Below are 14,971 nucleotides of genomic sequence, written 5' to 3' on the forward strand. Positions count from 1 at the left end.
AGCAAATTATAATGAGCGATAGCGCATGCTTCCATTGTGGATTAGATGCTTCCAATTCTAATATCACAGCTGATGATAAATCATTTTGCTGTCACGGATGCAAAACTGTTTACGAGATTTTCTCTGCAAATGATTTAACGTGTTATTACGATTTACAACAAGCGCCAGGAGCAACACCAAATAAACTGGTTGGCAAATATCATTTTTTAGATAACACTAAAATTGTTGAAAAATTATTAGAATTTAACAATGATACCACTCAAATTGTAACCCTTTACATTCCCCATGTTCACTGTAGTTCTTGCATCTGGATTCTTGAAAACCTTAATAAATTAAACCCATCTATTGGCGCTTCCTTTGTTAATTTTGGAAAGAAAACCGTGCGCGTTACATACAATAGTGAGATTTATTCGCTAAAGCAATTAGTAGAGTTGCTAGCCAGTATAGGATACGAACCATTTATTAGTTTAGACGACTATAATGTAGGCAAAACACACATCGATAGGTCGTTAATTTATAAATTAGGTGTGGCAGGCTTTGCATTTGGGAATATTATGTTTTTATCGTTTCCTGAATATTTTCAAGTACAAGGTTTTTGGATAGAAACCTATGCCCCACTTTTTAGATGGCTCATGTTTTTCTTCTCGCTTCCCGTTGTTTTCTATTCGGGGCAGGATTATTTTATTTCCGCGTATAAAGGATTACGTGCTCATATTTTAAACATAGATGTTCCCATTGCACTGGGCATTACCGTACTTTTTATAAGAAGTTCGGCCGAAATCATTTTAAATCTAGGTACTGGATTTTTTGATAGCTTAACTGGGCTTATTTTCTTTTTGCTGCTCGGGAAATTCTTTCAGCAAAAAACATATAAGTTCTTGTCCTTTGAACGGGATTATAAATCTTATTTCCCTATTGGAATAACCAAAATTTCATCAGAAGGTAAAGAAACATCTATTCAAGTATATGACATTAAAAAAGGTGACCGTTTGCTCATTAGAAATGAAGAACTGATTCCTGTTGATTGTATATTAATAAAAGGAAAGGCACATATTGATTATAGTTTTGTAACAGGTGAATCTAAAGCAGTTTCAAAACAATCGGGTGATAAACTATTTGCTGGTGGTAAGCAGATGCATGGTATTCTAGAAGTGGATGTTTTAAAAACAGTTGAACAAAGTTATCTCACGCAATTATGGAGTAATGATGTATTTAAAAATAATAAAGAATTAGAGTTTACAAACATTACAAATAGCATTAGTAAACGTTTTACTGTAACGATTCTACTGATAGCCTTTATAGCCACCACCTACTGGCTTTTTATAGATTCTAGCAAAGCGTTAAACGTATTTACCGCAGTCCTTATTATTGCTTGCCCGTGTGCTATTGCGCTTTCTGCACCGTTTACATTCGGAAATATTTTACGCATTTTAGGAAAGAAGAAATTCTATTTAAAAAATGCTCAGGTTATTGAACAATTGGCTAAAATAAACACAATCATTTTTGATAAAACGGGTACTATTACAAACAATGAAACAGATGAAATACATTACGATGGTTCAAAACTATCTGAAGCGGAAGAGATATTACTAAAAAGTACCTTAAGAGGCTCAAACCATCCATTGAGCAGATCGCTCTATCATCTCTTAGATCAGCATAACATTCTAAGCTTAGATACTTATGAGGAGCACTTAGGCAAAGGCATTGAAGCGCAATATAAAACCCAGAATATCAAAATTGGATCTGCGTCTTACGTGGGATATTCAACAGAACCCGCAAACTTAAACACCACAGTACATATTAGCGCTGATAGTGCATATAAAGGAAAATTCACATTTTATAATAAATACAGAACAGGATTGTCGCAATTGTTCAATCAATTAAAAAAAGAATATGATTTAGTTATTCTTTCGGGTGATAATGCAGGTGAGAAGGATAATTTAGCTAAATTACTTCCCACTAAGACCAAACTCCTTTTTAATCAGAAACCAGAGGACAAATTAGAGTACATAAAACATCATCAAAATGAAGGCGCCCAAGTATTGATGATTGGTGATGGATTAAATGATGCCGGTGCCTTAGCGCAAAGCGATGTGGGCATTGCCATTTCAGAAAATGTAAACGTATTCTCCCCTGCATGCGATGCCATTTTAGATGCTTCAAAATTTAATCAGTTGTACAACTATATAAAAGTATCAAAATCGGCTATAAAAATTATTAAATGGAGTTTTGTGCTTTCATTTATTTATAATATTATTGGTCTCTATTTTGCCGTTACTGGTCAATTGGCACCTGTTGTAGCTGCTATTTTAATGCCTTTAAGTTCTATAAGTATCGTAGCATTTACAACAATTACCACCAATATTTTGGGCAAAAAAGTAGATTGAAACTAGAACATGATAAAAGTCATTTTTTTAAAAAACAGATGAAAGTACTTTTGAACCATAACTTCAATTAGGTATGAGTGTTATATATATTTTACTAGCAATAAGTATTATTGTGGCTATAGGCTTTTTTATTGCCTTTATTGTCGCAGTTAGGCATGGTCAATTTGATGATAGCTACACACCATCTGTACGCATGTTATTTGAAGATGAAATTGTTAAGACAAAAACTAATAAAACAATACTAACCAAAAAAGAATAATAATTAAATTATGGAGATGCAACAGTTTCATTACGATAACAAAATTGTTACTAAATTCCTTTATGCTACAATAATTTTTGGCGTGGTAGGGATGGCAGTAGGATTGCTACTGGCTTTTATGTTCCTATTCCCAAACCTTACTGATGGTATTTCATGGTTAAGTTTTGGTCGGTTAAGACCATTACATACCAATGCCGTCATTTTTGCATTTGTTGGGAACGCTATGTTTGCCGGAATTTACTATTCACTGCAACGTTTGTTGAAAGCGCGTATGGCTAGCGACCTTTTAAGTAATATAAACTTCTGGGGTTGGCAACTTATTATTGTCGCAGCAGCTATAAGTTTGCCTTTAGGCTACACAACCTCTAAAGAATATGCTGAATTAGAATGGCCCATCGATATTGCCATCGCGTTAATTTGGGTAATTTTTGGGGTGAATATGATTTGGACCATTTTAAAACGAAGACAACGCCATTTATATGTTGCCATTTGGTTTTATATCGCCACGTTTGTTACGGTCGCAGTGCTTCATATATTTAATAGTTTAGAATTACCTGTTAGTGGCATGAAAAGTTACTCCGTCTACGCGGGAGTTCAAGATGCCTTAGTACAATGGTGGTATGGTCATAATGCTGTAGCTTTCTTTTTAACGACACCTTTTTTAGGGCTGATGTATTATTTTGTTCCTAAAGCGGCCAATAGACCAGTGTATTCTTATCGACTTTCTATTGTGCATTTTTGGTCACTCATATTCATTTATATATGGGCAGGCCCTCATCACCTATTATACACTGCGCTACCAGAATGGGCACAAAACCTTGGCGTTGCCTTCTCTGTAATGCTTTTAATGCCATCTTGGGGTGGTATGATAAACGGATTACTAACACTTCGTGGAGCTTGGGATAAAGTACGAACCGATCCTGTTTTAAAATTTTTAGTCGTAGCCATTACCGGATATGGGATGGCAACATTTGAAGGACCAACCTTATCATTAAAAAGTGTAAATGCCGTAGCGCACTATACGGATTGGATTATTGCTCACGTTCACGTGGGTGCCTTAGCCTGGAATGGTTTTATGGCTTTTGGTATCATTTACTACCTCATCCCTCGATTATTTAAAACAAAAATGTTCTCATTAGGCTTGGCAAATTTACATTTTTGGATAGGCACATTAGGGATTATTATGTACGCCTTACCTATGTATGTTGCAGGCTTCACACAATATTCTATGTGGCAACAGTTCAATCCAGATGGCACTTTAGTGTATGGTAACTTTTTAGAAACCGTTACAGAAATTATCCCCATGTACTGGATGCGTGCCATTGGTGGTACGCTGTATATTATTGGAATGTTCATCTTGGTTTATAATGTTATTATGACTGTAAGACAAGGAAGCAAAGTCGAGGACGAACTTGCACAAACGCCTGCTTTAGAACGTGTCACTAAAAAGCGTACTGCTGGCGAAGGATGGCATACATGGATAGAGCGTAGACCCGTGCAATTAACCCTTTTGGCTACCGTAGCTATTTTAATTGGTGGTGTTATTCAAATTATCCCAACCATTATGGTCAAATCTAATATTCCAACTATTTCTAGTGTGAAACCTTATTCGCCTTTAGAACTGGAAGGGCGTGATATTTACATCCGTGAAGGCTGTGTGGGTTGTCACTCTCAAATGATACGCCCGTTTAGGCATGAAGTGGAACGCTATGGTGAATACTCTAAAGCTGGTGAATATGTTTATGACCATCCATTCCTTTGGGGAAGTAAACGAACGGGACCAGACTTACATCGCACTGGTGCTAAGTACTCAGATAACTGGCACTTTAACCATATGTACGATCCGCAGAGTACCTCATCAGGTTCTATTATGCCACGTTATCCTTGGTTAATTACCGGTAAAAGCAGTTTATTGGATAAGTCTATGACCGAGAAAAAAATGGAAGCCATGGTGACTCTTGGTGTTCCTTATACCAATGAAGACATTGCCAATGCCCAGCAAAACATGTTAGAACAAGGTGCACAGATTGAGCAAAACCTCTACACCGATCCAGATTTTGTGACTACCTATGAAGCAGACAAAAAATATGCTGCTGAAAATGGCGAAGTATTCATAGAAATGAAAAATAGGGAAATTGTAGCGCTTATTGCTTATTTACAGCGTCTGGGAACTGATATCAATGTAGAAACAACTATGAAATAACCATTAAAAAAACTAAAGATTATGTTGAAATTTGTAAAAAATCATATGGAGAGTATTACGGGAATAGAAATTTATCCTGTAATCTCCCTCCTTATCTTCTTCACTTTTTTTGTATTACTTTTTTGGTGGGTCATTACTGCTAAAAAAGATTATATAAAAAGGGTGAGTAACCTGCCATTAGACAACCAAAACAACGATGTATTATGCGACAATTAGTTCCATCATGGGTTCGAATTCCTATAGCCTTCTTTATTATTTTTGGAATTGTAGAATTCTTTATTGATTCTGGGGAAAAACCTGCCTTTATAGAATATCCAGTAGTACTCTTATTTCTGTTTCTTGTACTATTAATCCTTATTGCTATTGAAGCCATTATTGGTGCTCTAGAAAACGTTATGCTTCATAAATTAAATGCTGAAGATAAGGCCCGTTTTTTAGCCCAAAAAGAAAGCAAGTACAAATTTACTTGGCTAAAAGAAACGTATAAGAAACTTTTAGGATCTAAACCTATTGAAGAAGAAGGCGAAATTATACTTGACCATAATTATGATGGTATTAAAGAGTTAGATAACGACTTACCGCCATGGTGGCTGTATGGTTTTTATCTTACCATCATATTTGCTGCGGTATATTTATTAAAATACCATGTGTTTAATGGCGATAATCAGATTGATGAATTAGAAACCGAATTGGCAGAAGCCAGAGTTGCTATTGAAGACTACAAGAAAACTGCCAAAAATTTAGTAGATATTAATACGGTGACCTTATTAACAGAAGCGTCAGATCTTGGAGCTGGAAAGGCTATTTTTGAAGCGAACTGTGTGGCTTGCCATATGGCAGATGGTGGCGGTGGTATTGGTCCAAATTTGACTGACGAACACTGGATTTTAGGTGGTGATATTAAAAGTGTTTTTAGAACCGTATCGGAAGGAGGACGTTCCGGAAAAGGCATGATTGCTTGGAAACAACAATTAAAACCTTTAGAAATGGCTCAAGTATCAAGTTATGTTTTAACATTTCAAGGTACTACGCCAGCAAACCCAAAAGCTGCAGAAGGCGATATTTGGGTAGATTAAAAAAAGCTGAAGAAACCGCTATTCCGACTGAAACTATAGAAGTGAAAACAGATTCGGTAATTATGGATGAATAAGTAATCTTAGTCAGACCTACAAGGTTTTAAAAACCTTGTAGGTCTATAAACAGCTTAAAATTCATAATACCTTTCAGTCTCAATAATTATCGAGATCAAAAATCTGACAGGTTTCAAAATAATAAAAAATAAAAACCTATAAGGTTTTCAAAAACCTCTAGGAAAAGAAAAAAATGGAAACCCCAAACAGCGAAAACTTTAGAGACTCTATTGGCACGATTACTAAAGAAGGTAAACGGGCTTGGGTATTTCCTAAAAAACCCAGTGGAAAGTTTTATAAGTACCGAAAGTGGGTGAGTTACTTTTTGTTGGCCTTTTTATTACTGGCTCCATTTATAAAGGTCAATGGAAACCAGTTTTTAATGTTTAATATTTTAGAGCGTCGCTTTAATATTTTTGGATTTCCGTTTTGGCCTCAGGATTTTCACTTGTTTGTTATTTCAATGATTATTGGGGTGGTATTTGTTGCCCTGTTTACGGTTGCTTTCGGACGGATTTTCTGCGGATGGATTTGTCCGCAAACCATTTTTATGGAAATGGTGTTTCGTAGAATTGAATATTGGATAGAAGGGGATCGAGGCAAGCAAATACGCTTGGCAAAACAAGCTTGGAACGCAGAAAAAATAAGAAAAAAAGGCTTAAAACTTCTTGTTTTCCTATTCATCTCTTTTATAATTGCTAATGTGTTTTTAGCCTATTTAATAGGAAGTGATACCCTTATAGCATATATTACAGAAGGGCCTTTGAGCCATATAAGTACACTCATTTCGTTACTTATTTTTACGGCGGTGTTCTATTTTGTATTCGCGTGGTTTAGAGAACAGGTTTGCATCATTGCATGTCCTTACGGAAGATTACAGGGCGTATTACTAGATACAAAATCGATTGTAGTGGCGTACGACCATAAACGTGGGGAAGCCGAAAAAGGTAGAAAGAAATTTAGAAAAAACGAAGATCGCGCTGCTTTAGGACATGGGGATTGTATTGATTGCTTTCAGTGTGTAAATGTTTGTCCAACTGGTATTGATATTAGAAACGGCACGCAACTAGAGTGCGTAAACTGTACCGCATGCATTGACGAATGTGACCATATTATGGAAAGCATTAATTTGCCTAAAGGTTTGATAAGGTACGCCAGTGAAGAACAAATAGAAAAAAATGTTCCGTTTAGGTTAACTGCAAGAATGAAAGGCTATATAGCCGTTTTAGCCATTTTAGTTGGGTTACTTACAGGGATGCTATTTTTAAGAAACGATGTTGAGGCAAATATTTTAAGGTTACCAGGGCAGTTGTACGAACATAAAGACAACAATATTATTAGTAATGTATTTACATATAAACTGGTAAATAAAACCTCGAAAGATATTGAAAATGTGAGTTTTAAACTCATGTCCCACAAAGGTGAATTGAAACTTGTTGCTACCAGTGATAATTTTGTGGTACCAAATCAAGGGATTGCTAAAGGGACTTTGTTTGTAGAAATAAATAATTCGGCATTAACAGGTGACAGAAATAAAATAAAAATAGGTGTGTATTCTGGGGATAAGTTAATTGAAACAACGACGGCTAACTTTTTAGGCCCAAGAAGCTATAAATAAGTTGGCAGTATTCAGTTGGCCGTTTACAGTGCTTACTCTTATGATAAAGGTTCTCCTGCAAGGTTTTGAAAACCTTGTAGGTATAGAAAAAGTAAGAAAACCTGGAGATTGAAGTTTGCTGTGAAGTTGGCTGATGGGTGCATTAGGGATTGAAGCGGCATCCTTTTTTGCCATTAAAAGCAAAAAAGATATAGTGGAAAGCCCGACCCGAGGTACGAAGGGAAATGCCATAAAAATAAGAATGATAAACATCTGAAATGAATTCGGATTGACAAAATATAGAAATCATGAAATTTAATTGGGGAACTGGAATTATATTGGCGTTTATTGGCTTTATTGGTTTTATTCTGTATTTTATTATTACCATGTGTACGGACAATAGGTTTGAACACGAACTGGTTACTGAAGATTATTATGGTGTGGAGTTAAAGTATCAAGACGCGATTGATAAGTTGAATAATGCTAAAAATCTAGAAGAAAATATTTCCTATATAAAGACGAGCGAAGGTTTAACCATTGTTTTTCCTGAGCGCTTAGATTACAAAAAAATCACTGGTAAAGTGTTCCTATATAGACCATCTAACAAACGGTTAGACTTTGATACTGCTATTTCATTGTCTACTTCAAATTTGCTCATACCTGACAAACGTTTGGTAGATGGTCGTTGGAACATTACTGTGGATTGGCAATATAACGGACATTCTTATTTATTTAAGGAATCTATACATTATTAATATGCTACTATCTGCATTTATATTAGGACTGCTTGGAAGTTTTCACTGTGTGGGAATGTGCGGCCCTATTGCTTTTATGCTACCTGTAGACCGAACGAACACCTTAAAAAAAATATCACAAATTACTGTTTACCACATAGGTAGACTATTGGCTTATAGCATTATAGGTTTGATTTTTGGACTGATTGGAAAAAGTTTGTACCTGTTTGGATTTCAGCAACAGCTTTCTATAGCCATTGGCGTCCTGATGATTTTGGTTATTTTGATTCCCAAAAAAATATTTAATAAGTATAACTTTTCAAAACCTATTTTTAAAGCGATTTCCAAAATAAAATCGGCTTTAGGTAGCGCCTTAAAAAAGAAAACAGCAGACACCTTTTTAACTATTGGTTTTCTAAACGGATTTTTGCCCTGTGGTCTGGTTTATGTGGCCTTATTTGCTGCAATTGCTGGCGGAAATGCGATGAACGGTAGTTTATATATGGCCGTTTTTGGTTTGGGAACCGTCCCCTTAATGACTACAGCGATTTATTTTAGCCATTTTTTAAAAGGCACAGCAAGACAAAAGATACAAAAAGCAATTCCTGTTTTTGTTGTTTTTATTGGCGCTTTGTTTATTCTTCGAGGTTTAGGTTTAGGGATTCCTTACATCTCCCCCGCTCCAGTTTTTGATATGTTGACGAGTGATATAAACTGTCATTAAGATCTGGGTATTCATAATTTACTTTTGCTCCCTTTCTCAGAACAATCTTAGCAAGAAATTGCGTTAACGGTTGCAATGCAATTTTTTAAATGAAACTTTATCGTTTTGATTTCGGTACAGATTTAGCAGATTGCCACGTCACAACTCCTCGCAATGAACAATCCAACTGTCATTGCGAGGTACGAAGCAATCTCATAAAATGATGTATCTAATCAAAATAGAACAACCATCCATCAGATAGGTCTTTCCATTCTGGGTTATTGGAATTTATCAAATCTTCTTTTTGTTTTCTACTGCCTCCTTTTATTTGCTTTTCTCTTGTAATGGCTTGGTTGATATCATTAAACACTTCAAAGTAAACGAGTTTATCACAATTATATTTAAATGTAAAACCTTTATGGGTTTTAGTTTTATGTTGATATACACGCTTTAATAAATTACTTGTCACCCCAACATAAATAACAGTATTATTCTTGTTGGTCATAAAATACATGTGTGATTTTTTCATACACTAAATATAATATTTTTTGTGCTTGCAATCTTGAATCCAACTGTCATTGCAAGGTACGAAGCAATCTTTTGAAATTAAACTTTAGGGCTTAAAGAAGTATTGCATTTGGCTTTTAGGTAACTATAGGCAGATTGCCACGTCGTCCCGATAATTATCGGGACTCCTCGCAATGGCGGAAAGTATTAACATCCAGTAAAAAATGAACAGATTGCTTCGTCCTGCGTCCTCGCCATGACGCTAGGTTTCCTTATTCTAAAATAAAACAACGATTTAATTTGCGTAATTAATAGTATTACTATTATATTTGCAATTAAATAAATTGATTATGAAAAATTTACTTTCGAATTTAAAGATAGCGGTACCTGATAAAATCTATATTAAAGATCCAGGATCATCCGCTCTGGGAAAGCGTATTGTTGAGCATAGCATAATTTTAATTGATGACATCGGGTTTGATGCTTTTACCTTTAAGAAGCTGGGAGCACTAATTGGTTCAAACGAAAGTTCCATATATAGGTATTTTGAAAGTAAACATAAGCTCCTGCTTTATTTATCTTCATGGTATTGGGCATGGTTGGAATATCAATTGGTTATTGAAACCCATAGTGTTTCAGATAAAAAAGAAAAATTGGAAAAAGCAATTGAAATTTTAACACAAACGACCAAAGAAGACTCTAATTTTTCACATATTGATGAAGTGATTTTAAATAGGATTATCATCAATGAAAATTCAAAATCATTTTTAACCAAAGAGGTCGATCAAGAAAATAAAGACGGCTATTTTATTATCTATAAACGGGTTGTACAACGCCTTCGTGATATGATTGAAGATGTCCAGCCGCAATACAAATACGCAGCTTCCTTAGCAAGCACCGTAATAGAAGGAAGCTTGCACCAGCATTTTTTAAAAGATCATTTTAGCTCTATCACCGATTGTAAGGCAGACGTTACTCCCAATCATTTTTTTACAAATCTCGTTACAAATACATTAGGTTCATAAATTATGGAACAACCAAAACTTTCACCGTGGCGACGCTTTATTGGCTTGTTACAATTAGAAAAACGTGATATCCTTCAAATATTCTACTATGCGATTTTTTCGGGGATTGTATCCCTGTCTTTACCGCTTGGTATCCAGGCTATAATCAACTTGATACAAGGCGCGCAGATCTCCACATCGTGGATTGTACTTGTTATTTTAGTCACCTTAGGTGTTGCTTTTGCTGGAGCCTTACAACTTATGCAATTGCGCATTATAGAAACTATCCAACAGCGCATATTTGTACGGTCATCATTTGAATTGAGTTATCGGTTTCCAAAAATAAAAATGATAGAATTACGTAATTATTATCCACCGGAATTAGCAAATCGCTTTTTCGATACGTTAACCATTCAAAAAGGCTTGTCTAAAATATTAATTGATGTGCCCACCGCAGTTTTACAAATTTTGTTTGCATTGCTATTGCTATCGTTTTACCATCCCTTTTTTATAATTTTCGGTATTCTACTATTAGTCCTTATTTTTATTGTATTCAAATTCACGGCTAAACGCGGTCTTGAAACCAGCTTACAAGAGTCCAAAAACAAATACAAAGTGGCCCACTGGATTCAAGAAATTGCCCGTACCGTAATTAGTTTTAAACTTTCCGGGAGCACCAATTTGGCTTTGGAAAAGAATGATGAGTTAGTCAATGAATATTTAAAATCCCGAGAAAGTCATTTTAAGATTTTAGTTATTCAATTCATTCAAATGATAAGCTTTAAGGTTATTGTTACGGCAAGTCTGCTATTAATTGGTGGGGTTCTTGTTTTAAATCAAGAAATGAATATCGGACAATTTGTAGCGGCGGAAATTATCATTCTTATCGTTATTGCTTCGGTAGAAAAACTCATTGTTGGACTAGAAGCTTTTTATGATGTATTAACTTCCATTGAGAAAATTGGCCAAATTGTGGATAAGGATTTAGAAGATCAAGATGGTGAGGAACCAGTCTTTAACAATGACATTCATATCGAACTAAATGAGGTACATTACAAAGTTTCCAACAGAGAAAAACCCATTCTTAGCAATATATCATTAGCATTAAATGCTAAAAGCCGCATATTGGTTACAGGTGAAAGTGGTTCTGGAAAATCATCTTTATTACGGCTTATATCAGGCATTAATCAACCTACTTCTGGGCATATATATGTCAATAATTTATCCATTAGCAGTTTGAATTTAAACCATTATAGAGCACAATTAGGATTATCGCTCACAGAGGAAACGCCTTTTGAGGGATCGATTAAAGAAAATTTGACTTTTGGAAATGCTAACATCACAGATACAGAAATCTATGAGGTTTTCGAAAAAGTAGGTCTGTTGGATTTTATTAAGGAGCAGCCCAAAGGCTTAAAGACCATACTGTATCCTGATGGCAAGCAAATGTCGCATACCGTTTCTAAAAAATTAGTACTCGCAAGAGCCATTCTAAAAAAGCCTAAACTGCTCATTCTAGAGGACGCATTGGATCGTTTTAACCCAAAAGAAACCAATGCCATTATAGATTATCTCACGCATAAAGATAGGCCTTGGGCTTTGATAGTTGTCAGTGGTAATGACACTTGGACGAATAGATGTACAGAGATTATTAGTTTAGATAAGGGTGAAATTAAAAAAAGGACACATGCTTAATATATCTCACAATAGTTTGAATAAAAAAGTAACACTTAAGGGTTACAAGTCTGGTTCTAAAATTTTTGATAAGGACTATTATAAGCTGTTCAATAAATTTTTGTTGCTCGCTGCTATCCTTGGTATAATCGTTCTCTTTTTACCTTGGACCCAGAACATTACCGGTCAAGGTTTAGTGACTACGCTTAAGCTAGACCAGCGGCCTCAGACCATTCAATCTCAAATACCTGGACGGATTGAAGAATGGTTTGTACAAGAAGGCGATTTTGTAAAAGCCGGCGATACTATTTTAAGAATTTCTGAAGTAAAAAGTGATTATTTTGATGATAAACTTGTAGAGCGAACGGGGAATCAAATTGAAGCAAAATCTTCCTCAGTTACAGCCTATCAGGGTAAAGTTAGTGCTTTAAACAGACAGGTTTCTGCTTTAAAAAATGAGCAAAGCTTAAAACTTCAGCAAACCCAAAACAAATTCCTTCAATCTCGATTAAAAGTAAAGAGTGATAGTATTGATTTTGAAGCAGCGAAAACAAATACCATCATTGCTGAGCGACAATTCGACCGTATAAAAATGTTACAAGAAGAAGGTTTAAAGGCCGTTAGGGATGTAGAAGAAAAACGTTTAAAATTACAAGAAACCCAGGCCAAATTAATTTCTCAAGAAAATAAATACCTAGCAAGTCAAAATGAACTCATCAATGCTGAAATTGAATTGTCCCGTATTAAAGCTGAATATGCTGATAAAATCTCAAAATCCCAAAGCGACATGTACACCGCACAATCGGGACAGTTTGATGCTACTGCACAAGTAACCAAATTAGAGAATGATTACACGAATTATAAAAAAAGAAATAGTTTACTTTTTGTTACAGCTCCGCAAAGCGGCTATATCAATAAAGCGATTCGTGGCGGTATAGGGGGCACCTTTAAAGAGGGTGAACGACTGGTTGGCATCATGCCCTCACAATACGATTTAGCTGTAGAAACATTTGTAAAACCTATTGATTTACCGTTACTCCACATTAATGAAAAGGTACGCGTCCAATTTGATGGTTGGCCTGCCATCGTTTTTAGCGGATGGCCCAATGTGTCTTACGGAACCTACGGCGCTAAAGTAGTTGCCATCGAAAATTTTATTAGCGACAATGGCAAATACCGCGTGCTTTTAGCACCAGATGAAACAGACCACTCATGGCCAAAAGCTATAAGGGTAGGTTCTGGCTCTAGAACTATTGCGCTGCTTGAAGATGTGCCCATATGGTTTGAATTATGGCGACAAATCAACAGTTTTCCTCCAAATTATTATCAACCTGAAACAAAAGATTCAGCTTTAAATAAAGATAAAAAATGAGACTCTTTTTAATAGCTATTACCATACTAATTAGCGCCTGTGCAACAGCTCAAGATTCCAAATCTGTAATGACATTATCAGAATACCTAGGTTATGTTAAAAGGTTTCACCCAATTGTAAAACAAGCCAATTTAATCATAAATGAAAGCGAGGCAAATCTTATGAAAGCCCGTGGTGCATTCGACCCGAAACTGGAAGTCGATTACGATAGAAAAAAGTTTAAAAATTCGGAGTATTACGATAAGTTAAATACATCATTTAAAATACCAACTTGGTATGGCGTGGAGCTCAAAGGAAATTTTGAAGAGCATACAGGTGACTTCTTAAATCCCGAAGATACAGTGCCGTTAGATGGGCTGTACAGCGTTGGTGTTTCTGTATCTGTGGCTCGAGGTCTGCTTATCAACAAGCGTATGGCTATGTTAAAGCAGGCAAAATTATTTATAAATCAAGTTGAAGCAGACAGACAACTATTGGTAAATAATATTTTATACGAAGCGACCATTAGTTATTTGAATTGGCTTCAAGCCTATAATGAAAAACGCGTTTTTGAAGATTTTTTGGCTAATGCTGAAATGAGATTTAGAGGTATAAAAAAGAGTTATGAAGTAGGTGAAAGACCTGCTATTGACACCTTAGAAGCCCGTATAACACTGAATAACAGAAAATTTAATCTAGAAAAATCAAGAATTAAATTCATCAAGGCTGCCTTAGAGTCGTCTAATTATCTTTGGCTAGGCGATAATATTCCTATTGAAATTAATGAGGGCTCCGTACCTAATACACATACATTTGAAACTATCGATACCATTTTGAACACATCATCATTAGATGTTGAGAATGTAGATTTGGCAACACATCCTAAATTATTATCGTTAGATTATAAATTTCAAGGGTTAACCATCGAGAAAAGACTGAAACTCAACAACCTGCTCCCAAAAATCGATTTACAATATAATTTTTTATCAGAATCTCCAGATATAGCACGATCATTTAACACAGCATCCTATAAAAGCGGTCTAAATATTAGCTTTCCTCTATTTCTGAGAAAAGAACGTGGCGATTTAAAATTGGCCAGACTAAAAATGCAAGACGTCCAATTTGAAATTCAATCAACACGGGTAACCCTAAGAAACAAAATAAAGGCTATTCGTCAAGAGCTTGAATCCTTCATTCTGCAAAATGATTTTACAAATATTATTGTTGATGATTACAATACCTTATTAGCTGCAGAAGAACGAAAATTTTTTTTAGGTGAAAGCTCATTATTTCTTGTAAACACTAGAGAGTCTAAGCTGATAGATGCCAAATTAAAGGCCATATCCGTACAAAATGAATTTCTGAAAGCCAAGGCAAGCTTATTTAATGTATTAGCAGTTTCAAACGCGGAGATGAATTAAT

13 protein-coding genes are annotated in these 14,971 nt (G+C 35.3%); 12 read left to right on the plus strand and 1 reads right to left on the minus strand.

The window, feature by feature from the left end:
* The first annotated feature begins 11 nt into the window (after positions 1–11).
* The 8 genes from FAF07_RS02410 to FAF07_RS02445 all read left to right on the plus strand — a co-directional run bounded on the left by FAF07_RS02410 (position 12) and on the right by FAF07_RS02445 (position 9,034).
* Positions 12–2,387, plus strand: coding sequence for a heavy metal translocating P-type ATPase (locus FAF07_RS02410; protein ID WP_142783605.1), 2,376 nt, complete (start codon positions 12–14; stop codon positions 2,385–2,387).
* Positions 2,388–2,460: 73 nt separating this feature from the next.
* A complete protein-coding gene (ccoS, locus tag FAF07_RS02415) occupies positions 2,461–2,646 on the plus strand; it encodes a cbb3-type cytochrome oxidase assembly protein CcoS (RefSeq protein WP_142783606.1) in 186 nt (61 codons plus the stop codon).
* A 10-nt stretch (positions 2,647–2,656) separates the two neighbouring features.
* A complete protein-coding gene (gene ccoN, locus FAF07_RS02420) occupies positions 2,657–4,849 on the plus strand; it encodes a cytochrome-c oxidase, cbb3-type subunit I (protein ID WP_142783607.1) in 2,193 nt (730 codons plus the stop codon).
* A gap of 21 nt (positions 4,850–4,870) precedes the next feature.
* The gene (locus tag FAF07_RS18750; protein WP_142783608.1) at positions 4,871–5,065 is read left to right on the plus strand and encodes a CcoQ/FixQ family Cbb3-type cytochrome c oxidase assembly chaperone; all 195 of its coding nucleotides are present in this window, start codon (positions 4,871–4,873) and stop codon (positions 5,063–5,065) included.
* Positions 5,053–5,925 carry a cbb3-type cytochrome c oxidase N-terminal domain-containing protein gene (locus tag FAF07_RS02430; protein WP_142783609.1) on the plus strand — a complete coding sequence of 291 codons (873 nt, stop codon included), beginning with the start codon at positions 5,053–5,055 and terminating at the stop codon, positions 5,923–5,925. The genes FAF07_RS18750 and FAF07_RS02430 overlap by 13 nt, the downstream gene beginning before the upstream one ends.
* 247 nt (positions 5,926–6,172) lie before the next feature.
* Positions 6,173–7,597: a cytochrome c oxidase accessory protein CcoG gene (gene ccoG, locus FAF07_RS02435; protein ID WP_142783610.1), complete on the plus strand. Its 1,425-nt coding sequence runs from the start codon at positions 6,173–6,175 to the stop codon at positions 7,595–7,597.
* A 287-nt stretch (positions 7,598–7,884) separates the two neighbouring features.
* Positions 7,885–8,331 carry a FixH family protein gene (locus tag FAF07_RS02440; RefSeq protein ID WP_142783611.1) on the plus strand — a complete coding sequence of 149 codons (447 nt, stop codon included), beginning with the start codon at positions 7,885–7,887 and terminating at the stop codon, positions 8,329–8,331.
* A gap of 1 nt (position 8,332) precedes the next feature.
* Positions 8,333–9,034: a sulfite exporter TauE/SafE family protein gene (locus FAF07_RS02445; RefSeq protein WP_142783612.1), complete on the plus strand. Its 702-nt coding sequence runs from the start codon at positions 8,333–8,335 to the stop codon at positions 9,032–9,034.
* Positions 9,035–9,242: 208 nt separating this feature from the next.
* Here the strand turns inward: FAF07_RS02445 and FAF07_RS02450 are convergent, their stop codons facing one another.
* Positions 9,243–9,542, minus strand: a complete 300-nt coding sequence (locus FAF07_RS02450; RefSeq protein ID WP_142783613.1) for a GIY-YIG nuclease family protein — start codon at positions 9,540–9,542, stop codon at positions 9,243–9,245.
* Between the two features lie 328 nt (positions 9,543–9,870).
* Here FAF07_RS02450 and FAF07_RS02455 point away from each other — a divergent pair, with 328 nt between their 5' ends.
* From FAF07_RS02455 to FAF07_RS02470, 4 genes are read left to right on the plus strand one after another with little or no spacing between them, the layout of a single operon-like run.
* Positions 9,871–10,545: a TetR/AcrR family transcriptional regulator gene (locus FAF07_RS02455; protein ID WP_142783614.1), complete on the plus strand. Its 675-nt coding sequence runs from the start codon at positions 9,871–9,873 to the stop codon at positions 10,543–10,545.
* A gap of 3 nt (positions 10,546–10,548) precedes the next feature.
* Positions 10,549–12,219 (plus strand): peptidase domain-containing ABC transporter, encoded by a 1,671-nt coding sequence (locus FAF07_RS02460; RefSeq protein ID WP_142783615.1) that lies wholly within the window; start codon positions 10,549–10,551, stop codon positions 12,217–12,219.
* On the plus strand, positions 12,212–13,570 hold the full coding sequence (locus tag FAF07_RS02465; protein ID WP_142783616.1) for an HlyD family secretion protein: 1,359 nt from the start codon (positions 12,212–12,214) through the stop codon (positions 13,568–13,570). Before FAF07_RS02460 ends, FAF07_RS02465 begins: the two co-directional genes overlap by 8 nt.
* Positions 13,567–14,970 (plus strand): TolC family protein, encoded by a 1,404-nt coding sequence (locus FAF07_RS02470; RefSeq protein WP_142783617.1) that lies wholly within the window; start codon positions 13,567–13,569, stop codon positions 14,968–14,970. Before FAF07_RS02465 ends, FAF07_RS02470 begins: the two co-directional genes overlap by 4 nt.
* Position 14,971 lies beyond the last annotated feature (1 nt).

The sequence above is a fragment of the Changchengzhania lutea genome (assembly GCF_006974145.1).
Lineage (GTDB): Bacteria > Bacteroidota > Bacteroidia > Flavobacteriales > Flavobacteriaceae > Changchengzhania > Changchengzhania lutea.

Excerpts from the sequence above, each read along its gene's own strand:
- ccoG (WP_142783610.1), top strand. The coding sequence starts at position 6,173 with ATGGAAACCCCAAACAGCGAAAACTTTAGAGACTCTATTGGCACGATT.
- FAF07_RS02430 (WP_142783609.1), top strand. The coding sequence starts at position 5,053 with ATGCGACAATTAGTTCCATCATGGGTTCGAATTCCTATAGCCTTCTTT.
- FAF07_RS02445 (WP_142783612.1), top strand. The coding sequence starts at position 8,333 with ATGCTACTATCTGCATTTATATTAGGACTGCTTGGAAGTTTTCACTGT.
- FAF07_RS02455 (WP_142783614.1), top strand. The coding sequence starts at position 9,871 with ATGAAAAATTTACTTTCGAATTTAAAGATAGCGGTACCTGATAAAATC.
- FAF07_RS02410 (WP_142783605.1), top strand. The coding sequence starts at position 12 with ATGAGCGATAGCGCATGCTTCCATTGTGGATTAGATGCTTCCAATTCT.
- FAF07_RS18750 (WP_142783608.1), top strand. The coding sequence starts at position 4,871 with ATGTTGAAATTTGTAAAAAATCATATGGAGAGTATTACGGGAATAGAA.
- FAF07_RS02470 (WP_142783617.1), top strand. The coding sequence starts at position 13,567 with ATGAGACTCTTTTTAATAGCTATTACCATACTAATTAGCGCCTGTGCA.
- ccoN (WP_142783607.1), top strand. The coding sequence starts at position 2,657 with ATGGAGATGCAACAGTTTCATTACGATAACAAAATTGTTACTAAATTC.
- FAF07_RS02440 (WP_142783611.1), top strand. The coding sequence starts at position 7,885 with ATGAAATTTAATTGGGGAACTGGAATTATATTGGCGTTTATTGGCTTT.
- ccoS (WP_142783606.1), top strand. The coding sequence starts at position 2,461 with ATGAGTGTTATATATATTTTACTAGCAATAAGTATTATTGTGGCTATA.
- FAF07_RS02465 (WP_142783616.1), top strand. The coding sequence starts at position 12,212 with ATGCTTAATATATCTCACAATAGTTTGAATAAAAAAGTAACACTTAAG.
- FAF07_RS02460 (WP_142783615.1), top strand. The coding sequence starts at position 10,549 with ATGGAACAACCAAAACTTTCACCGTGGCGACGCTTTATTGGCTTGTTA.
- FAF07_RS02450 (WP_142783613.1), bottom strand. The coding sequence starts at position 9,542 with ATGAAAAAATCACACATGTATTTTATGACCAACAAGAATAATACTGTT.